Consider the following 19,645-nt stretch of genomic DNA (forward strand, 5'->3'; position numbering starts at 1 on the left):
TCATCTTTCGAGTCATGGGGCGAGGGCGCATCCGCTTCGATTCGTGCGGCATTCGTCGCGGGCGCACCGTGCTGTGCTATCATAGTGGCGAATGCGTTGACGGAGAGGTTGTGCGCCTCACGCGCTGCGGCACAGAGAGGGTGGGTCACCGGCTGAAAGCCCGCCTGCGGCAGCGAGGACACGAGTTCACTCCCGAGCAGCGACTTGAACGGTCGCCTCGTCGAGTTCTATCGGGCGGGTGCGCACTCAGTAGGGGAGCCGCGCGGCCCCGCGATATGGGTCAAAAGAGGGTGCGCCGGAGAGAAAACCGGCGGCCAACCGAGGTGGTACCGCGGAATTCCATCCGTCCTTGGGCAGTGCGAGAGCACGCGCCCACGGGCGGATTTTTTCATGGATAGACGCGACAACGTAAAACCGAGAGGGGTTTGCATGAGTCTGATCGACGAGCTCGAAGAGCTGGAGGCACGCGCCAAGGAGCTGATCGAGGGCGCTGAGTCGAGCGAGAAGCTCGAGGCGGCGCGCGTGGCCCTGCTGGGCCGCAAGGGCGAGATCACGAGCCTGATGCGCATGATGGGCAAGATCACGCCCGAGGAGCGCCCGGTGCTGGGCAAGCGCGCCAACGAGATGCGCCGCATGGCCGAAACGCTGCTCGAGGGCCGCATGAAGGAGCTCAAGCGCGCGGCGGTGCGCGAGCTCATGGCCACCGAGGCCGTGGATATCACGCTGCCGGGCGTGCGTCCGCAGCTGGGTCACCAGCACCTCATCAACCAGATCATCGAGGAGATCGAGGACGTGTTCTGCGGTATCGGCTACACCGTGGAGACCGGTCCGCAGGTCGAGTCGAGCTGGTATAACTTCACCGCGCTCAACGCCCCGCTCGACCATCCGAGCCGCTCGGCGCGCGACACCTTCTACGTCGAGGACAACGCGCCGGGCACCGCGGCTCATCCCGAGCAGCATGCGCACGGCGAGTCCGACGTGCTGCTGCGTACCCAGACCTCCGGCGTGCAGGTGCACACCATGGAGAACCAGGAGCCGCCCATCTACATGATCGCCCCGGGCCGCGTGTACCGTCCCGACACGGCCGACGCCTGCCACCTGCCCCAGTTCCACCAGGTCGAGGGTCTCGTCGTCGACCGCGGCATCACGTTCGGCGACCTGAAGGGCACGCTCGACTACTTCGTGAAGTGCATGTTCGGCGAGGACCGCGCCACGCGCTACCGCCCGCATTTCTTCCCGTTCACCGAGCCTTCCTGCGAGGTCGACGTCTCCTGCGGCGTGTGCGGTGGCGAGGGCTGCCCCTTCTGCAAGCACTCCGGCTGGATCGAGATCTTGGGCTGCGGCATGGTCGACCCCAACGTGCTGCGCAACTGCGGCATCGACCCCGAGGTGTACTCCGGCTTCGCCTTCGGCGCCGGTGTGGAGCGCATCGCGGCACTTCGCTACGACCTGCCCGACCTGCGCGCTCTCGTCACGGGCGATATGCGCTTCCTGAACCAGTTCTAAGCTGACGGCTTGCCCGGGCACCGCATCTTGGCGTTCAATCGTCGGGCGCCGCATGTCAGGCGTGCACCCTCCTTTTTCGTGCCAACCGAGGCACCCGGACAACCCGTCCCCGTTGTTGAGTTTCCGCCTCAGATTGGTGCCTATCCCCAAATCGAGGCATGAAGTAGAGATAACGCCTCAGATTGGTGCCTGTCCCCAATTTGAGGCTTCGATAGAAAAGGTTTGAGATGAAAGTTTCTTACGACTGGCTGAAGAGCATGGTCGAGCTGCCGGAGGATCCCTCCGAGCTTGCAACCGAGTTCATCCGCACCGGCACCGAGGTCGAGTCCATCGACACCGTGGGCGAGTCCTTCGACCACATCGTGACGGCCAAGGTCCTCTCCAAGGAGGCCCACCCCGATTCGGATCACCTGTGGGTCACCATGGTCGACGTGGGCGCCCACAACGTCGACGCCGAGGGCAACGCGCAGCCGCTGCAGATCGTGTGCGGCGCGCAGAACTTCAATGCGGGCGACCACATCGTCACCGCCATGATCGGCGCCGAGCTCCCCGGCGACATCAAGATCAAGAAGGGCAAGCTGCGCGGCGTCGTGTCCATGGGCATGAACTGCTCCGCGCGCGAGCTCGGCCTTTCCGCCGACCACGAGGGCATCATGATCCTGCCCGAGGATGCGCCCGTCGGCATGCCGTTCGCCCGGTATGTTGGCGCGTCCGACACCGTGCTCGACTGCGAGATCACGCCCAACCGCGCCGACTGCCTGTCCATGATCGGCATCGCGCGCGAGGTCGGCGCGATTTACGACCGCGACTTCCATGTGGAGCTGCCCGCCGTGCAAGCCGAGTCCGGCGCCGCGACCGCCGATACCGTCTCCGTCGAGCTCGTCGACGAGGGCCTGTGCGAACGCTACGTGGCGCGCGTGGTGCGCGACGTGAAGGTCGGCCCCTCGCCCGAGTGGCTCGTCCAGCGCCTCAACGCCTGCGGTATCCGCACGCATAACAACATCGTTGACATCACCAACTACGTGATGATGCTCACCGGCCAGCCCCTGCACGCCTTCGACCTCAACGCGTTCGAGGAGCGCGATGGCCGCCGTACCGTGGCCGTGCGCGCGGCGCGCGAGGGCGAGGTCTTCCGCACCCTCGACGATATGGAGCGCACGCTTACCGCGGGCATGGGCCTCATCGTCACGGGCGAGGGCGGCGCGACCCCGGTCGCGCTCGCAGGCGTTATGGGCGGCATGGATTCCGAGGTCACCGACGCCACGGTCGACGTGTTGGTGGAGAGCGCCTGCTTCAACGCCGGTCGCACCTCCCACACCAGCCGCGACCTCGCGCTCATCTCCGATGCATCCATTCGCTTCGAGCGCCAGGTCGATGAGACCGGCTGCGTGGACGTGGCGAACATCGCCTGCGCCCTTATGGAGGAGCTCGCCGGCGGCACGGTGGCTCCCGGTTGCGTGGACGTGTATCCTGCGCCCAAGGCCGTCGAGGCCGTCGACCTGCGCTACGCCCGTGTCCTGGACCTGTGCGGCGCGCCCATCGAGGCGTCCTACATCGAGCGCGTCCTCGGCCGTCTGGGCTGCACCGTCGAGGTTTCGGGCGAGGGTCGCGAAACCCTGTTCCGCGTGACGCCGCCTACCTTCCGCGCCGACCTCCCGCGCGAGATCGACCTGATCGAAGAGGTCCTGCGCCTGTGGGGCATGGGCCGCGTCGAGGCCACGATTCCGGCGGCGAAGAACCACATCGGCGGCCTTACGCGCGAGCAGCGCCTTACCCGTAAGGTCGGCAGCGTCCTGCGTGCCTGCGGCCTCAACGAGACGATGAACTTCTCGTTCGCGGCTCCGGGCGACCTCGAGCGCATCAAGATGGGTACCGAGAACCTCGGCTGCCCGGTGCGCATCATGAATCCGCTGGTCGCCGAGCAGACCGAGATGCGCCGCTCGCTGATCCCAGGGCTGCTGCAGGCGGTCGAGTACAACATCTCGCATAGCACCGCTAACGTGCAGCTCTACGAGATCGGCACGTTGTTCCTGGGTCGCGAGAACGCGAGCGCGCCTAAGGAGCGCGAGAGCGTGGCCGGCGTCATGTCCGGCTCGATGGGCGACGTCGAGTGGAGCCGCAAGCCCATGCCCCTGCGCTTCTTCGACGGCAAGGGCGTCGTCGAGGAGCTGCTGGCCCAGCTCCGCACGCCTAAGGTACGCTTCCGCGCCGCGGAGGGCGAGGGCTATGCCTTCCTCCAGCCCGGCCGCTGCGCCGAGGTGCTGTCCGGCGGCACCGTTCTCGGCTGGGTCGGCGAGATTCACCCGGATGCGCGCGACGTCTACGGCATCGATATCCCGGTGGTCGCCTTCGAGCTCAACCTCGATGCGCTCATCAAGGGTGCGGGCTCGCAGGAGGCCTATCGCGAGTTCTCCCAGTTCCCGAGCGTCGAGCACGACCTTGCCATCGTGGTGGACGAGGGGTGCACCTGCGAGGACCTGGTTCGCCGCATCACAAGCGCCGGCGGCAAGCTGCTGGCCGACGTGCGCCTCTTCGACGTGTATCGCGACGCCGAGCGCGTGGGCGAGGGCAAGAAGTCGATGGCGTTCGCGCTGACGTATCGTTCTGACGACCATACGCTCACGAGTGAGGAAGTCGAGAAGGCGCACCAGAAGATCGTGACGAAGGTGTGCAAGGCCCTCAACGCCGAGGTCCGCTCCTAGGGTGCGGCCCCTCCTGGTGTCCGGTTGCATCTGTTAATCGTCGGGCGATCCAGGCGGCGTGCGGGCCGGTTGATATGATCGTTGTAGCTTCGACCTCCTTGGACGCGTTCCAAGGAGGTCTTTCCACACCGCGAAGGAGCGGCTTGTTATGCCAAGTTGGAACATCCACCTCGCCCATACCGAAGATGTGCTTGCCCGCAACGGTGCGCTTGCGCGTGCGCTGTGCGACCGCAACGCGTTTCTGTTCGGCGGGTTGGTCCCCGACATCCGCGTGGGCTACATGGTTCCCGGCGTGGTCGGACTCATTCCGTATCGCATCACGCACTTCGCCAAGCCCGAGCACATCCCTAAGCCGCGCGAGCACGACTTCTGGATCGAGCATGTGGAGCCGCTGCTTTCAGCGGCGCCGGCAGCGCCCGTTGCGGCGCGCAGCATCGTCGACGAGCGCGAACGTATCAACCACGTGCATTTTCCCGAACGCTACGACAACGGGGGGTGTCCCATCTCCGATGCACCGGAGGCGGGGGCGTCCCGGCAGCTCGCGGTTGCGCCTGCGGATCTCGAGGCGTCGCGCCGCGACATGGCGCTGGGGGCGTGGGCCCATCTGGTGGCCGACAACATTTGGAATACTCGCGTGCACGAATATCTGGCGGCTCACGGTGGCAAGCCGAGCGAGTCGTTCCGTATCAAGAAGCAGAGCGATTTCGATTGGTTCGGACGCATGCGGGGGCTTTCGCTCATCCCGGTGGCAAGCTCTCGTCTTGTGGAGGCGGCTGAGCGGTTCTCGCAGTATCCCATCGAGCGCGACGATGTGCTGGCGGCCGTGGGCGTGGCGCACGAGACCGTGCGCGTGAACGAGGGAGCCGGCGACCACCCGCCCTACCAGCTGCTGAGCGACGAATTCTTCAACGTCACCTTTGCCGAGGTGGGCGACACCCTCGAGCGCCTCTATACCGAGCGCGCCGTCTGCTGATAAACCCGGCGCGTCGCCTGTCGCCCGTTGCTGCCATGCCCCACGTGAAGGAAGGGGCTCGGGCTCGTTTTCAAGCTGTTGCTGTTTGCGGAACCGGACGCGAAGCCATTCGGCGGTCTTCACGAAAACCGGGTCGTTCGGAAAAGGGGTTCGGGCGTGTCTTGAGCGCGCCGCCGCGAGAATTGTCGCCGCATGGCGCAGGGGGGCGTCACGTCACGGCAAGGCCGCCGCCCAGCGTCTCCCAACTGCCGAACAGCTCCGACCGGAGGGTGTCGCGCCTGTTCAGCATCGCCTCTGTCTTGGATCGGCGCTTGAAGCGCAGGCGCGCGGCAAGATGATCGCAAAAAGCCTCGAAGCGGTCGATGTCTGTCAGCTGCTCATGCGTGACATGGATCACCTCGATGCCCATATGCTGGAGCGCAAGACTGCGATTGGCGTCGACGCCACCCTGCGCATCCCCGTCGTGCACGCTGTGACCATGACATTCGACGTCGATCGCCGGATGGGTTTCGGTGGCCGGAAAGAAGATATCCGCATAGCACGTGTGCTTGCCGGCGAGCGTGGCCGCCGTGTGCGAATAGGCGATACGGTAGTTGGCAAAGAATGGCGGGAAGCCCTCTCCGCCCTCGCGGGGCGGTAGCGAGAGCAGCATGGATAGCCTGGCCTCCAGCGGCGACGCGGTGTTGCCTTGAACGCGCGCTGCGGCGCGCAGGTACTTCTGAGCATTGCGCATCCCGGATATGCCGCGCGCGAACGCAAGCAGTTCGTGGGTGGTAATAAGGGGGCCGCGCTTCCACAGCGAGGTGGCGAGACCGCGGGTGGTCCGCACCTGTTGCCAGCCGCCGACCCATGCAAGCCTTGTATTTTCCATATGGTCGATCTGGATTTGTATTTCCCGGTTGGGACGGTAGATGCTCCATGATCCCGTGAGCTCGTACATGGCCATGATCATTTGCGTAATCGAGAGCTGCGACGCCATGGTGAACACCGTGAATGCCGGAGATGCATACGTGATGCCCAAGTCTTCGTCATCGTAGAAGGCGCCCGCTGGGAGGTCGCCCGTCCAAACGCGTGGCTTTACAACAAGGCTGGGCCGGCGAAGCGACGGATCGCGCACGATAGCGTGAAGGGGGAGCGGCCCCAATACGTTTGCCCAGCCGGTTGAACCGTCGTAATCGTGTTTAACCTGGCGTCTCCCCGCGGGAAACCCTATGTCGGGAAAAAGTGGATACAGCGACTTTACCTGCGGCGGCGTTCGAAGGCAGTGAAAGGCCGTCGGGCCGCAAAACCATTCGTGCATGGTGCTCCCTCCCTCACGCATGTGCCACGGATACCCAAAACGCAGCCGCATCATGCGAGATAGTGCGAAGTGGCGCAGAAAATGCCCTGGTTTTTATCAACATCCGTCTACGACCGGGCACCTGCCGCGAACCCGATTGCGGAAAAGCGCGCGAATGTACGACTTTTTCTAGGAGGGCAAAGTAGAGGGCGGTTTTACAAAACAAAACCGCAGGTAGAGCGCTTGTCATTTTGGCTATATCTGACACTTCCGCAGAAAATCGTACATTTGCGCGCATCGTGCTGGTTGTAAGGGAATTGGCCGCTTCGACGGCATGAAAAAGGACCCGATGGCCACGCCATCGGGTCCTTTGCAAGCATGCTGCGAGAGCGCGGTGCCGAACTAGCGCACCTGGGCGACGCACACGACGTTGGTGGACGTGATCTTGTCCTCCAGCGTGACGGACGTCTTGGGATCACCGGCGGTAACGACGGTGATGTCGCCCTTCTTCAGGTAGCCGCGATCGCGAGCAGCCTCGATGGCGTGCTCGGCGGTGAGGCTCACGTCGTCACCCTCGGTCTCGACGTGGAAGGGAACGACGCCCCAGTACATGAGCATCTTGGCCACGGCCCACTTGTTGCGCGTGAAGGCGACGATGGGCAGGTTGGGACGGAAGTGGCTCACCAGACGGGCAGAGCGGCCGGTGGTGGTGGGCACGGTGATGCAGCGGGCGCGAACGGTGGTGGCCATGTTGACGGCGGACAGACCCACGACGTTGTTGATCACGCGGGTGCCGTGGGCGCCGGCGGGCACCTTGAGCTCGCGGTGCGCGGGCAGGTGACGCTCGGTCTCCATGGCGATGCTGGCCTGCATCTTCACGGCCTCGACCGGGTACATGCCGGCGGCGGACTCGCCGGAGAGCATGACGGCGTCGGTGCCGTCGTAGATGGCGTTGGCGACGTCGGCAACCTCGGCGCGCGTCGGGCGCGGGTTGCGCTGCATGGAGTCGAGCATCTGGGTGGCGGTGATAACCGGCTTATAGGCGGCGTTGCACTTGGAGATGATCTCCTTCTGGACGAAGGGAACCAGCTCGGGAGCGATCTCGATGCCCAGGTCGCCGCGGGCGACCATGATGCCGTCGGACTCCTCGAGGATCTCGTCGAAGTTCTCGACGCCCAGGGAGCTCTCGATCTTGGGGAAGATGGAGATGTGCTCGCCGCCGTTGCTGTCGAGCAACTCGCGGATCTCGCGCACGGCCTTGCCGCTGCGGATGAAGGAGGCGGCAACGTAGTCGACGCCCTCGGAGATGCCGAAGAGGATGTCCTCGCGGTCGCGCTCGGTGATGGCGGGCAGGCTCAGATCGACGTTGGGGATGTTGACGCCCTTGCGCTCGCCGATCTCGCCGTTGTTCTTGACGGTGCAATGGATGTCGGAGCCCTCGACGCGCTCGACCTGCAGGTCGATGAGGCCGTCGTCAATCAGGATGTGCGAGCCGGGCTTAACCTCGTTGGGGAGGTTAAGGTAATCCAGCGAGATGTGCTCGGCCGTGCCGAGATTCTCCTCGGTGGTGGGCTCGGCGGTCACGATGATGGGGTCGCCGGCCTTGACGGAGACCTTCTTGTGGCCTTCGAGCAGGCCGGTGCGGACCTCGGGGCCCTTGGTGTCGAGCAGGATGCCGATGGGCAGATCGAGCTCGGCGGCGATGCGGCGGACGCGCTCGATGCGGCCGTGGTGCTCCTCGTAGGAGCCGTGGGAGAAATTGAAACGGGCGACGTTCATGCCCGCCTTCATCATCTCGCGCAGGATGTCGTCGCTGTCGCAGGCGGGACCCATGGTGCATACAATTTTCGTGCGCTTGTACATTCAGACCTCCATCTGACGTGGCTTATAGCGCTTTACAACCGAGAAGTATTATAGGTGAACGAATCGGCGGAAGTTATAACTTTCGAACGCCTGAGTCAAGTATTCACTGCGCGAACGGAAGGTTATTCCTGCTAGGCGCTTGGATTCGGATACCCAGCGGCAGCCAAAATCGAGGTCTCGTGTGGAAAAACCCGCGGCGCTCCACATATTGCGCGCCGGTTGGGCGCTTGCTTCGAGGCGGCCGCGCCCGCTGGCGTCAAGCCCGTGTAAGCGATCCCTGTAGTTCTGGAGCATCTGTCGGGTTTCGTACTAAGGGCGCAGCGCTTGGGTACCATATCGACCTATGACAAGCCCTTGCCCCTCCTGGGGGAATTATAATCGGGTGTCATGCTGTTGGAATGGGGTGCGGGGCACCGCGTCCCTACGGGTAGAGTTCCAGGAGGGAATATGGAAAAGGAGTACCTGGTTTCGGCCGAGGACGTGCTCACCAAGCAGTCTTCCAATGCCGAAACGGGACTGTCCGGCTCCGAGGCCGCTTCGCGTTTGGCGAAGGTCGGCCCGAACAAGCTGGACGAAGAAGAGAAGACTCCCATGTGGAAGCGCTTCTTCGAGCAGATGGCGGACCCCATGGTCATCATGCTGCTCGTGGCGGCAGCCATCTCCGTTATCACCGGTTTCATTCAGGGCGAGCCCGAGTGGGCTGACGCGGCCATCATCCTGTCCGTCGTCATCCTCAACTCGGTTCTCGGCGTGGTCCAGGAGGCCAAGTCCGAGCAGGCGCTCGAGGCCCTGCAGGAGATGAGCGCTGCGCAGTCGAAGGTCATCCGCGACGGCAAGCTCATGCACCTGCCCAGCTCCGAGCTGGTTCCCGGCGATATCGTCCTGCTCGAGGCGGGCGATTCCGTGCCGGCCGACTGCCGCGTGATCGAGAGCGCTTCCATGAAGATCGAGGAGGCCGCCCTTACCGGCGAGTCCGTCCCGGTAGAGAAGCATGCCGACGTCATCGCGCTCGCCGCCGATGCCGACGACGTGCCGCTGGGCGACCGTAAGAACATGTGCTACATGGGTTCCACCGTCGTGTACGGCCGCGGCCGCGCCATCGTGGTGGGCACCGGCATGGACACCGAGATGGGTAAGATCGCCACGGCGCTCACCAACGCCAAGAAGGAGCTCACCCCGCTCCAGATGAAGCTCAACGAGCTTTCCGGCATCCTCACCAAGCTCGTTCTCGCCATCTGCGTGATCATCTTCGCCGTCGACATCGTTCGCCACTTCGGCGAGCTGGGCTCCAACCCCGCCATGATGCTCGACACCTTCATGGTAGCCGTGTCGCTGGCCGTCGCCGCCATCCCCGAGGGCCTCGTGGCCGTCGTGACCATCGTGCTGTCCATGGGCGTCACCAAGATGTCCAAGCGTCAGGCCATCATCCGCAAGATGACCGCCGTCGAGACCCTCGGCTGCACCCAGATCATCTGCTCGGATAAGACCGGCACCCTCACCCAGAACAAGATGACCGTCGTGAAGCACGAGCTCGCCGCTCCTGAGGACAAGTTCCTCGCCGGCATGGCGCTGTGCTCCGACGCCGAGTGGGACGAGGAGAAGGGCGAGGCCGTCGGTGAGCCCACCGAGTGCGCGCTCGTGAACGATGCCGCCAAGGCGGGCATGAAGACCCTCAAGGCCGAGCGTCCGCGCGTGGGCGAGGCCCCGTTCGACTCCGGCCGCAAGATGATGTCCGTCGTGGTCAAGGACGTCGACGGCGACTTCGAGCAGTTCACCAAGGGCGCTCCCGACGTCGTCATCGGCCTGTGCACGCATGTGTACGACAACGGCCAGGTCGTGGAGCTCACCGATGAGCGCCGCCAGCAGATCCTCGCCGCCAACAAGGCCATGGCCGACCAGGCCCTGCGCGTCCTGGCGCTCGCCAACCGCACCTACGCCGAGGCTCCGACCGACTTCGCGCCTGAGGCCCTCGAGCACGATCTTGTGTTCTGCGGCCTGTCCGGCATGATCGACCCGGTTCGCCCCGAGGTCACCGCGGCTATCGTGGAGGCCAAGGAAGCCGGCATCCGCCCCGTCATGATCACCGGCGACCACATCGACACCGCTGTGGCTATCGCCAAGGACCTGGGTATCGTCGAGGACGCTTCCCAGGCCATCACCGGCGCCGAGCTCGACAAGATCTCCGATGAGGACTTCAAGACCCGCGTCACCGAGATCTCCGTCTACGCTCGCGTACAGCCCGAGCACAAGGCCCGCATCGTCGACGCCTGGAAGAGCCTGGGCAACATCGTCGCCATGACCGGCGACGGCGTGAACGACGCTCCGTCCATCAAGCGCGCCGACATCGGCGTGGGCATGGGCATCACCGGTACCGACGTCACCAAGAACGTCGCCGACATGGTCCTTGCGGACGACAACTTCGCCACCATCATCAACGCGGTGGAGGAAGGCCGTCGTATCTACGACAACATCCGCAAGGTCATCCAGTTCCTGCTGTCCGCCAACATCGCCGAGGTCCTCTCGGTCTTCGTCTCCACGCTCATCGGCTTCACCATCTTCCAGCCGGTCCAGCTGCTGTGGATCAACCTCATCACCGACTCCCTGCCCGCGCTCGCGCTCGGCATGGAGGAGGCCGAGGGCGACGTTATGAAGCGCAAGCCGCGTAAGGCGTCCGACGGCGTCTTCGCCGACGGCATGGGCCTTGATATCGCCTTCCAGGGCGTCATCATCACCCTGCTGGTGCTCGCGTCCTTCTTCGCCGGCATGTTCCTGCACAACGGCTACATCGACATGGGCATGCTGCTCGACGGCGTGCCGGATGCCGAGGGCGTCACCATGGCGTTCATCACGCTGTCCATGGTGGAGATCTTCCACTCCTTCAACATGCGCAGCCGCCGCGCCTCCATCTTCTCCATGAAGACGCAGAACAAGTGGCTGTGGGGCGCCGCCGCCCTCGCGCTGGTACTCACGGTCATCCCCGTCGAGGTCGACTTCCTGGCCGAGGTCTTCGGCTTCATGACGCTCGATCCGATGGCCCTGCTCGCCGCCCTTGGCCTCGCGTTCCTGATCATCCCGATCATGGAGATCTACAAGGCCATCATGCGCAAGGTCGAGAAGAACGCATAGCGCGTCTCGCGTCCAAGCCAGAAGTCCTGGCAACCCATGGAATGCAAGGGATCCGGATCCGTCCGGATCCCTTTTTTATGGCGCGACGCCGAATGTGTAAGGACGGTGCTTGGAACGTGTGAATCATGTGAGTGGGAATGTGCGGCGATAGAAAACGATTTATTGGATACAAGCTCGAGTAGAGCCATAAGGAAACACCCTCTCCGCCCCCATAGGCTCCCATGTGCATGCCGCCCCGTGCTCGGAACACGGAGCGGCCATTTTATGTATGGGGCGGCCCTGGTTGGTATACTCATCACAAGGAAGTACATGGACCCAGTGCGAGGAGCATGCGTGGCAAGATCGAAGGGCAAGCCGAAGAAGGCTCATGGGAAGAGGCGTCCGTCCGGGCCGAGCGCCGAGGAGCTCGTGGAGCAGCTTCCGCGTCTCGACGTGCTGCAGGATGTTCCCCGTTTCGACGATTTCACGGTGGATGAAGCGCAGCGCGCGGCGTTCGAGGCATTCGTGGCCAAGATGCGCGCCGACGGCGAGCAAACGGCTGCCGATGCGATGCGCCTGGGCTGGGTCGTGCGGCTGGACCGCGGATTTCCCCTGGTTGCTACAGACGCTATAACGTTGCGAGCCGAGCATGCCGTGGCGTTTGCCAAGGGCGCCGAGATGCTGCCGGCCATTGGCGATTGCGTGGCGGTTCGCTGCGATTCCGGCCACGATATGGGCATGATCGAGGCGGTGCTGCCGCGCCGCACCGTATTCGAGCGATGGCGCGGCAAGAACCGTGGCGAGCGCCAGGTGCTCGCCGCCAACGTCGATACGATTCTGGTGGTGCAGCCGTTGGGTTCGGTGCGCGATACGTTGCCGTTGGTGCTCGACCGCATCGCCCGTTCGCTGGTGCTCATCCGTGATTGCGGCGCGCAGCCGGTGGTCGTGCTCACGAAGGCCGACCGCTGCGAAGATGCGGAGCTGGCGGAGTACCTTGATCATATCGAGCGCCTGGTGGGCGCCGGCGCGCGAGTCCTCGTGACGTCCTCGGTGCTGGGCATCGGCTTGGACGAGGTGCGCGCCTGCTTGCCAGCGGGTACGTGCGGCATGATTCTGGGCGAGTCGGGCGCGGGTAAGTCCACGCTGCTCAACGCGCTTTTGGGACATGAGGCGCTGGCTACGAGCGACGTGCGCGAACGCGATGATATGGGCCGGCATACCACGGTGGCCCGCGTCATGGTGTCGCTGCCCGAGCCGTGCGGTGTCATCGCCGATGCCCCGGGGCTGCGCAGCCTGCCGCTGGTTGGTCATGAGCGCGGCCTGGCCCGATCGTTCCCCGAGATCGTCGAGGCGGCGCGCGCATGCAGGTTCAACGACTGCACGCATACGCACGAGCCCGGGTGCGCCGTGCGCGAGGCGGTTGCCGACGGCGAGGTCGATGGGCTGCGCGTCGAGGCGTTCCTTGCGCTGGCGCGGGAGATGCGCGTGAGCGCGCAAAGCTTGGACCCCGATATCCACTTATAGGACTGTTTCGTGAGCCGTTCGCCCCTTTGCGGGCGGCGGCTCGCGTACGTGTTCGAATAACGCTATAGATGAAGGAATGGCCTTCCGGTTTCTAACAACGCTGTTGGAAGCCGGAAGGTTTTCCGTTAGCGCTGCGTCCGCATTTTCTGACTGCGTTCGCTCGCTGCGCCCCCACACGGAACAATGGACTCACGGCGCGTGCGATGGATGTGCGAGCCGGCGGGACGACGAGAAAGGGTGCGGTTGTGAAGCGGAGGACGAGGATGGTCGTAAGCGTGATATCGGGGGTCGCCGCGGCAGCGATCGCCCTGTTCTATGCGTCGTCGATCAGGGCGGAAGCTGAGCGCGTGCAGCGCGAGACGCTCGAGCGCTATGGAGGGGACTTGGTCGACGTGTGCGTGGCGACGAGGGAGATCGATGCGGGCGAGACGATCGATGAGTCGAATACTGCGATAGAGCACTGGGTTGCCGATCTTCTTCCGCCCCAAGCCGCGACGTCCCTGCGCGAGGTGGTTGGCAAGACGGCGACCTCGCGTATTCCGAAGCGGGCGGTGCTGTGCCCGCTGTATACCGAGCGTCGCGATTCGACGTTGGATATCCCGTCGGGGTGCGTGGCGGTGTCGGTGGCCGTGGATGAGGCCCATGCGGTGGGCGGGGCGCTAGAGCCGGGGGACGCCGTGGACGTTTACGTATCGAAGGACGCGGTTGCCGACAGGCTGGGCAGGGCCCAGGTGATCGATACGAGCTCACACGCCACCGATGGTGGAAAGCTTGCGTGGGTGACTGTTGGCGTGGAGCCGGCGGCTGTGAACGAGGTGCTGGCCGCGGCGTCGACGGGCGAGGTCACCTTGGTGGCGCCGCGTGCTGCCGAGCACGCACGGGGAGGCGAAGAGTGATGGGGCGCGTATGGCTGGCCTGCTGCCCGCTGGATCAGTATGCGTATATGCGCGCGGAGCTGTGCGCCCGCGATGCGGGGGCGCGCCTGCTGCGCTTTGGCGAGATGGATGAGTTCGAGGAATTCGCCTCGTCCATGCCGCAGGCGAACGTCGGCGCGGCGCTGTACGTACGAGCCCTGGATGCCGAGGCGGAACGGGCGGTGGGAGAGCTTGCGCGGCTTGGTTGTGCGAGCGAGATCATCGTGTTCGCGCGCGAACTCGACCCCGGGATCGTCGCCCGCGTGTTCTATGCGGGAGCTACAGAGGTCATCGCCGCGAAGGATGGCGAATCCGAAACGCGGTTGAACTGCGAGGCGCGATCGGAGAGAGGGCCCGACGCGACCGGTGACGTGCGCCTTGGCGGCGATGACGGACGGCAGGGGGCTTCGATTGCGGGCGTTTGCGATACGCCATCGGAGCCCCTTGCGGGGCACGGGGGGATGACGCTTGGCGGGGAGGCCGGATCGTCATCGATCGATGGGAGGCCCGCGCCGCCGCCGTCTGATGGGGTGCGCCCTTCGGCGCATCGTGGTCGAGGCGCGCCGCTCGTGACGTTCATCTCCGGCCGGGGCGGCGTTGGAAAGACGACGCTCGCGGTGGAGTTCGCGCTCTGCGCGGCCAAGTGGGGCCTGCGCGCCGCCTTGGTTGACTTGGATTTGATGTTCGGGAACGCGGCGGCCCTGTTGGGTGTGAACGAGTGCGCGGATTTGGGAGAGCTTCTGGGCGACCGGGATGGATCGTTCGACCGGGCGGTGGAGCGAACGGCGATGCGCGTCGCGCCCGGGCTGACGGTGTGGGGTCCCCTGGCGCTGCCTGAACAGGCGGAGCTAATGGCCGCGCCGGTCGAGCGCCTGCTCGATGTGCTGCGCGCCGTGGCGGATGTGGTGTTTATCGATACCTCGGCGTTCTGGGGGGATGCCGTGGGCATGGCGGTCGCTTCGTCCGATCGCTGCCTGATCGTGGGCAGCGGTTCACAGGGGGTTGCTCCTGCCGTGCGAGCGATGGAGCTTGCGGTGCGCCTGGGTGTTCCGAAGACGCGTATGACGAGCTTGTTTAACAGACTGGGCGCGCCCGGTTGCGGAGAGGAGCATGCCATGCGTTTCGAGATGGGGACGGCGTTGCAATCGCGAATGAGGGTAGTCGATGCGGGCTCCGACATGGCTGCGGCTGCAGACTTTGGGCGCGTGACAGAGCTGTTTGGAGCGAACGGTCCCCATGTGAGAAGCGTTGAAGCGTGCGTTGGTAGGTTGCTGCGGGAGATGGGCTGTCCGGTCGACACCGGTGATCAGGAGGCGAGCGTTGCGCTCGAGGAGCGCCCGCGTATTCGGCTCCCTTGGGGACGAAGGGTAGGTGAAAGGCCGTGAGCGTGTACGAACGCGTGCGTGATCGCGAGACGCAGCGGCATGCCGGTGCGGCGGATTCCCATGTTGGGGCGCACGTGCGAGAGATGGGGCCGACCGTAAAGCGGGCGGTGCTGGAGCGCGTGGGATATGAGGAAGTGGCACGAATCGTGGCACTCGCCGATCCGAATCGTGCACGTGATGAATTGCGTCCGGCGGTCGAGGCTGTTGTGAACGTGGTGGCGCCCGATGCGCTGGACGGCGCGAAGCGCGACGAGCTCCTTGCGGCGGTTCTCGATGACATCGTGGGGCTGGGTCCGCTGCAGCCGCTGTTGGAAGACGACACCATCACCGAGGTGATGGTGAACGGGCCGCGCTCCGCTTTCTATGAGCAAGGTGGAATGCTGCATCCGTTTGAGCGGCCCTTCGAGAGCGACGAGCAGATCAGACTTATCGTCGACCGGATTATCTCGCCGCTCGGGCGCAGGATCGACGAGCGAAGCCCCATGGTGAACGCACGGCTGAGGAACGGGTATCGCGTGAACGCGGTGATACCGCCAGTTGCCCTCGACGGCACGCTGCTGACGATCCGCAAGTTTTCCGATCGCATCAGCACCCTTGACGAGCTGGTTGAGATAGGCTCCCTGCCGCGATGGTATGCGACCTTGCTGTCGTTCGCAGTTCGGGCGCGCGAGGATTTGGCGGTTGCGGGCGGAACGGGTTCCGGCAAGACCACGCTGCTTAACGCGCTTTCCGGAGAGATTCCCGAGGATGAGCGCATCTTGACTATCGAAGACGCCGCCGAGCTCCAGTTTTCCCACCATCCGCACGTGGTGCGGCTTGAGGCTCGCGAGTCCTCTATCGAGGGCGAGGGAGCTGTGACTATTCGCGATTTGGTGGCGAATTCGCTGCGCATGCGACCCGACCGCATCGTGGTGGGAGAGGTACGCGGGGCCGAATGCATAGATATGCTGCAAGCCATGAATACCGGGCACGATGGGTCGCTGACAACCCTGCATGCGGGGTCGGCCGAGGAGGCGGTTGTGCGCCTGACGCTGCTTGCGCGGTTCGGCATCGATCTGCCCTCCGCGCTTATCGAGGAGCAGATCGCTACGGCGCTCGATGGCATCGTGATGTCTGAGCGCCGGGCGGACGGCAGGAGGTTCGTGAGCTCGTACAGCGGTGTGGGCCGTGCACCATCCGGAGGAATCGAGCTGGCGGAATACGTTTGCTTCGATGTGACGAGCGAGGAGTGGAGACTCGTGTGCGAACCGCCGTTCGTGGAGCGCGCGATGCGTGGTGACGTGCTCGGTGCAGAGGAGGTGGAGGCATGGAGGCGATCGTTGCCAGCCTGATCGGGCTTTTGACGGCGATGTCGGCGTGGGGGCTGCTGCAGGAGAAAGCTTGGGCCGAGGAGGCGGTTCACGCAGCGCGCGGCCAGGGCGCTGGGACGGTGGGGGTGGCTGCGCGCACGGCGGTGCGCCGGTTGGATTTGGCGGTGGCGCAAAGCGTGGAGCGCATGCCCGCGACTGCTCGCCGACGGGCCGTTGCCTGTCGGGATCTGCTTGCGTCCCGTCTGCCGGACTGGTGGGGCGCGCCACCCTATGCATCGATTGCCGTATGCGCGGCTGCATGCGGTCTTGCTGTGGCGCTCCTGGGCGGGTCGTGGGCGGGGTTTGCTGCCGGCTGCATAGGTTTTGTCGCGGTACTCGGCGTGGAGAGCGCCCGGGAGGAAAAGCGTTCGGCCGAGAAGATCGAGAAAGAGCTGCCCGAGGCGTTTCGCGCCCTTTCGATTTCTTTGGGATCGGGGCATTCCCTTGCGCGGGCGATGCGCTATGTGGGGTCGCATGCCGACGGGGTGATCAAGGTTGAATTCATGCGCGTCGGCATGCTGATCGACTGTGGGACCTCGGCGACCGTGGCGCTCGATGAGTTGCTCGCCCGCATGCCGACGCACGGTATGGATATGGTTGCCCTTGCCTTGAAGGTGTCGAAGCGAACGGGTGCGCCGTTGTCGGGCTTGCTCGCCGAAGCGGCATGTTGGGCGGGCGATCGTATCGAGCTGAGGAGGACGCTTGATGTAAAGACCGCGCAGGCGCGGATGTCCGCGCACATCGTTTCGGCGATGCCGGTGGCCATGATGTTGTTCTTGCTGTCGTTTTCCGCTGATTTTCGCGCTGGGGCGGCAACGCTCTCGGGTGCTCTTTGCATAGGGGTTGCCGTGGCCCTCAATGCGGTCGCGGTCGCGGTGATTACCCGAATCATGAGGTTGGAGCTGTGATGGATGGCGTGGCGATGGACGGAATGGCCGTTGCGGTAGGGCTGTGCGCCGCAACCTGCATATGGACGGCGGGCGGTGCGAGCCGGGCAGAGATGCGAGAGATGCTTGATGGCTGGCTGGATGCTGTCTTGCGGTTGCGGGGTGCCGTCAATCGGGGGATGGGCGCCTTGATGCATTCTCTGGAGCCCGTGCAGCCCGAGACGACATTGGGCGAGGTGGCGGAGATGGTTGACATGGTTCGGCTGGGGCTGACGGCGGGATTGTCGTTCGATGCGGCGCTCGATTTGTATTGCGAACACCGATCGAGCGGCTTGGCGACCGAGTTGGCGCATGCGCGCATGAGGTGGAGGGCGGGTGCTGCAACAAGGGGCGATGCCCTGCACGAGGTGGCTGCGGCGTTGGGGGTGCGCGCGTTGGAATCGTTTGCAGTTGCTGTCGAGGAGGCTATGGAGCTGGGGGCTCCGCTTGCAGATGCGCTGGAAGCGCAGGGCAGGGAATGTCGGCGGGCTCACCGCGCCCGCGTGGAGCGGGCTATCGAGCGAGCGCCGGTGAAGATTCTCATACCTACGGGCACGCTCATTCTTCCAGCTCTGCTGTTGTCGATAATGGGCCCGCTCATGGCTGCGGGCGGCATGATCTAGGAGGTTTGCATGAATGGATTGCTGGCTTTGATGGGCGCGCGCGGTTACGCGGCGGCCCGCAGGGTGCGAGAGATGTGGATGCGTGAGGACCTGGCCCAGGGCACGACGGAATACGCGATTCTCGTAGGGGTGCTGGTGGTTATAGCGATTCTGGCCATCATCGCGTTTCGCGGCAAGGTGAGTGAGCTATGGAGCGCAATCGAATCGGGCATCAACAGTCTTTAGGTGGACGACGAGCCTTGTTCGCCGCCTATGCGATCTGCGCGGCGGCGGTGGCGGGTGCGCTCATATGGGGCGCGTCGTTGGAACGCGACGCCACCGATGGCGCGGCGCTGCGGCAAGCGGTGCATTCAGCTGAAGCGGGCCTGCGAGGAGACAGCGAGGCCATGGCGTCTTCGGCCGAGGCGTTCTTGGATGATCTGGACGCGGCGCTCGAGCGGGATGCAAAGGCCGATGAGGCGGTGGTGACGTGGAGGTCGGAAGGGGACGTGATGGAAGCAGGCGCACGTGTCTTAGGGAACTATGTCGAGGGCGGGGTGGGGGCATCGCTGGTGACGAGCGGCTACTTGGACATGAGCGGGAATGTCTGGGGGGCGGTTGTGTGGGACGGTGAACACTGGGCGGATGTAGTGCTGGTAACGCAGACGCCCGGTGAGCGGGAAGTGGCGGTTCGCGTCGCGCGCATGATGGCGCCAGATGGCTCCGGGAGGTAGCGCGGTGTGCACCGGCGTTTTGCGGGTGTGTTTTCGGCGCGGCCATCGGGGCGCGGCGCAAAGCGGAGCGCGCGGGCGCCGTGGTTTGAATGAGGGGAAGGAAGATGGGGCGATATAGCGGATTGGGGGCGCTGGGGGAGCGGCTGGCGCAAGGGACGCTCGAGTATGCCGTGGTCACGGGCGTCTTCGTTGCCGTGATCGTAGCGTTGGGCGCGTTGTGGAGGGCGGCTACCGATGGGGCGCTGTCGAGGTTGGTTGAGGAGGCGGCTTCGCATGTGCTCGATGGGTCGGGGGCCATTGATATCGCGTTGTTTTAAGGTGCTCGTCGAACGCGGGGCGCAGGCGACGGTCGAGGCGGCCATCTTACTGCCGAGTTTCTGCATCGTGGTGCTCTTGGCGCTGCAGCCGGTGTGTGTGAGATATACGCAGGCGGTGATGGAGGTCGCGGCGGCGCAAGGGTGCCGGTTGGTGGCGACCGGGGAGGGTACGGACGAGCGGAGCACCCGCGCTTTCATCTTGCGGAGGCTTACCGCCGTTCCCGATATCGCCATATTTCACGCGGGGGGTCCGCTGGCGTGGGAGGTTGATTACGGGGGCGAGGGAGAAGCGGGGAGGTTCGTGGAAATCGAGGGCTGGGTGAAGCCCCTGCCTGTGCTGGGCGTGTTCGTGGGGGCGTTCGGCGAGCGCAACGCTGCGGGCGATGTGCGATTGCGCGTAAGGGCCGCGATGCGCCCGCGCCCAGCGTGGGTGAAAGGTGATTACGATGCATGGATTCAGGAGTAG

At 64.7% G+C, this 19,645-nt stretch carries 16 protein-coding genes; 14 read left to right on the forward strand and 2 right to left on the reverse strand.

The genetic code is table 11. From position 1 onward, the window contains the following. Positions 1 to 429 precede the first annotated feature (429 nt). The 3 genes from pheS to E4J93_RS07220 all read left to right on the forward strand — a co-directional run bounded on the left by pheS (position 430) and on the right by E4J93_RS07220 (position 5,181). The gene (gene pheS / locus E4J93_RS07210; protein ID WP_147588793.1) at positions 430 to 1,506 is read left to right on the forward strand and encodes a phenylalanine--tRNA ligase subunit alpha; all 1,077 of its coding nucleotides are present in this window, start codon (positions 430 to 432) and stop codon (positions 1,504 to 1,506) included. A gap of 227 nt (positions 1,507 to 1,733) precedes the next feature. Beyond that, complete coding sequence (gene pheT / locus E4J93_RS07215; RefSeq protein ID WP_147588794.1) at positions 1,734 to 4,208, forward strand: phenylalanine--tRNA ligase subunit beta; 2,475 nt, start codon at positions 1,734 to 1,736, stop codon at positions 4,206 to 4,208. Between the two features lie 148 nt (positions 4,209 to 4,356). Then, a complete protein-coding gene (locus tag E4J93_RS07220) occupies positions 4,357 to 5,181 on the forward strand; it encodes a hypothetical protein (protein WP_147588795.1) in 825 nt (274 codons plus the stop codon). Between the two features lie 208 nt (positions 5,182 to 5,389). Here E4J93_RS07220 and E4J93_RS07225 read toward each other — a convergent pair whose 3' ends face one another. Together E4J93_RS07225 and pyk are read right to left on the reverse strand one after the other, a co-directional pair. Then, positions 5,390 to 6,481, reverse strand: a complete 1,092-nt coding sequence (locus E4J93_RS07225) for a hypothetical protein (RefSeq protein WP_147588796.1) — start codon at positions 6,479 to 6,481, stop codon at positions 5,390 to 5,392. Between the two features lie 381 nt (positions 6,482 to 6,862). Then, the gene (gene pyk / locus E4J93_RS07230) at positions 6,863 to 8,323 is read right to left on the reverse strand and encodes a pyruvate kinase (RefSeq protein ID WP_147588797.1); all 1,461 of its coding nucleotides are present in this window, start codon (positions 8,321 to 8,323) and stop codon (positions 6,863 to 6,865) included. Between the two features lie 447 nt (positions 8,324 to 8,770). On the opposite strand from pyk, the gene E4J93_RS07235 reads away from it, so the two are divergent. The 11 genes from E4J93_RS07235 (at position 8,771) to E4J93_RS07285 (ending at position 19,645) form a co-directional block, all read left to right on the forward strand. Further along, complete coding sequence (locus E4J93_RS07235) at positions 8,771 to 11,449, forward strand: calcium-translocating P-type ATPase, PMCA-type (protein ID WP_147588798.1); 2,679 nt, start codon at positions 8,771 to 8,773, stop codon at positions 11,447 to 11,449. A 333-nt stretch (positions 11,450 to 11,782) separates the two neighbouring features. Beyond that, positions 11,783 to 12,952 (forward strand): ribosome small subunit-dependent GTPase A, encoded by a 1,170-nt coding sequence (gene rsgA / locus E4J93_RS07240; protein ID WP_255431963.1) that lies wholly within the window; start codon positions 11,783 to 11,785, stop codon positions 12,950 to 12,952. 245 nt (positions 12,953 to 13,197) lie between these two features. Further along, positions 13,198 to 13,848 carry a Flp pilus assembly protein CpaB gene (gene cpaB, locus E4J93_RS07245; RefSeq protein ID WP_147588800.1) on the forward strand — a complete coding sequence of 217 codons (651 nt, stop codon included), beginning with the start codon at positions 13,198 to 13,200 and terminating at the stop codon, positions 13,846 to 13,848. A 104-nt stretch (positions 13,849 to 13,952) separates the two neighbouring features. Continuing rightward, entirely contained in the window at positions 13,953 to 15,251 is a 1,299-nt protein-coding gene (locus E4J93_RS07250; RefSeq protein ID WP_187231657.1) for a P-loop NTPase, read from the forward strand. After that, positions 15,248 to 16,582, forward strand: a complete 1,335-nt coding sequence (locus E4J93_RS07255; RefSeq protein ID WP_370511761.1) for a CpaF family protein — start codon at positions 15,248 to 15,250, stop codon at positions 16,580 to 16,582. The genes E4J93_RS07250 and E4J93_RS07255 overlap by 4 nt, the downstream gene beginning before the upstream one ends. Next, the gene (locus E4J93_RS07260; protein ID WP_147588802.1) at positions 16,558 to 17,508 is read left to right on the forward strand and encodes a type II secretion system F family protein; all 951 of its coding nucleotides are present in this window, start codon (positions 16,558 to 16,560) and stop codon (positions 17,506 to 17,508) included. The genes E4J93_RS07255 and E4J93_RS07260 overlap by 25 nt, the downstream gene beginning before the upstream one ends. 170 nt (positions 17,509 to 17,678) lie before the next feature. Next, positions 17,679 to 18,149: a type II secretion system F family protein gene (locus E4J93_RS07265; protein WP_255431967.1), complete on the forward strand. Its 471-nt coding sequence runs from the start codon at positions 17,679 to 17,681 to the stop codon at positions 18,147 to 18,149. 9 nt (positions 18,150 to 18,158) lie between these two features. Next, positions 18,159 to 18,374, forward strand: coding sequence for a hypothetical protein (locus E4J93_RS07270; protein ID WP_229056313.1), 216 nt, complete (start codon positions 18,159 to 18,161; stop codon positions 18,372 to 18,374). After that, entirely contained in the window at positions 18,338 to 18,862 is a 525-nt protein-coding gene (locus tag E4J93_RS07275) for a hypothetical protein (RefSeq protein WP_147588803.1), read from the forward strand. Before E4J93_RS07270 ends, E4J93_RS07275 begins: the two co-directional genes overlap by 37 nt. 104 nt (positions 18,863 to 18,966) lie before the next feature. After that, the gene (locus tag E4J93_RS07280) at positions 18,967 to 19,179 is read left to right on the forward strand and encodes a hypothetical protein (protein ID WP_147588804.1); all 213 of its coding nucleotides are present in this window, start codon (positions 18,967 to 18,969) and stop codon (positions 19,177 to 19,179) included. After that, positions 19,160 to 19,645 (forward strand): TadE/TadG family type IV pilus assembly protein, encoded by a 486-nt coding sequence (locus E4J93_RS07285; RefSeq protein WP_255431964.1) that lies wholly within the window; start codon positions 19,160 to 19,162, stop codon positions 19,643 to 19,645. The genes E4J93_RS07280 and E4J93_RS07285 overlap by 20 nt, the downstream gene beginning before the upstream one ends.

It is taken from the genome of Collinsella sp. BA40 (assembly GCF_008014645.1).
In the GTDB taxonomy this organism is placed as follows: domain Bacteria; phylum Actinomycetota; class Coriobacteriia; order Coriobacteriales; family Coriobacteriaceae; genus Collinsella.

Coding starts and splice junctions, on each gene's coding strand:
- pheS (WP_147588793.1), top strand. CDS start 430: ATGAGTCTGATCGACGAGCTCGAAGAGCTGGAGGCACGCGCCAAGGAG.
- pheT (WP_147588794.1), top strand. CDS start 1,734: ATGAAAGTTTCTTACGACTGGCTGAAGAGCATGGTCGAGCTGCCGGAG.
- E4J93_RS07220 (WP_147588795.1), top strand. CDS start 4,357: ATGCCAAGTTGGAACATCCACCTCGCCCATACCGAAGATGTGCTTGCC.
- E4J93_RS07225 (WP_147588796.1), bottom strand. CDS start 6,481: ATGCACGAATGGTTTTGCGGCCCGACGGCCTTTCACTGCCTTCGAACG.
- pyk (WP_147588797.1), bottom strand. CDS start 8,323: ATGTACAAGCGCACGAAAATTGTATGCACCATGGGTCCCGCCTGCGAC.
- E4J93_RS07235 (WP_147588798.1), top strand. CDS start 8,771: ATGGAAAAGGAGTACCTGGTTTCGGCCGAGGACGTGCTCACCAAGCAG.
- E4J93_RS07250 (WP_187231657.1), top strand. CDS start 13,953: ATGGATGAGTTCGAGGAATTCGCCTCGTCCATGCCGCAGGCGAACGTC.
- E4J93_RS07260 (WP_147588802.1), top strand. CDS start 16,558: ATGGAGGCGATCGTTGCCAGCCTGATCGGGCTTTTGACGGCGATGTCG.
- E4J93_RS07265 (WP_255431967.1), top strand. CDS start 17,679: ATGCATTCTCTGGAGCCCGTGCAGCCCGAGACGACATTGGGCGAGGTG.
- E4J93_RS07270 (WP_229056313.1), top strand. CDS start 18,159: ATGAATGGATTGCTGGCTTTGATGGGCGCGCGCGGTTACGCGGCGGCC.
- E4J93_RS07275 (WP_147588803.1), top strand. CDS start 18,338: ATGGAGCGCAATCGAATCGGGCATCAACAGTCTTTAGGTGGACGACGA.
- E4J93_RS07280 (WP_147588804.1), top strand. CDS start 18,967: ATGGGGCGATATAGCGGATTGGGGGCGCTGGGGGAGCGGCTGGCGCAA.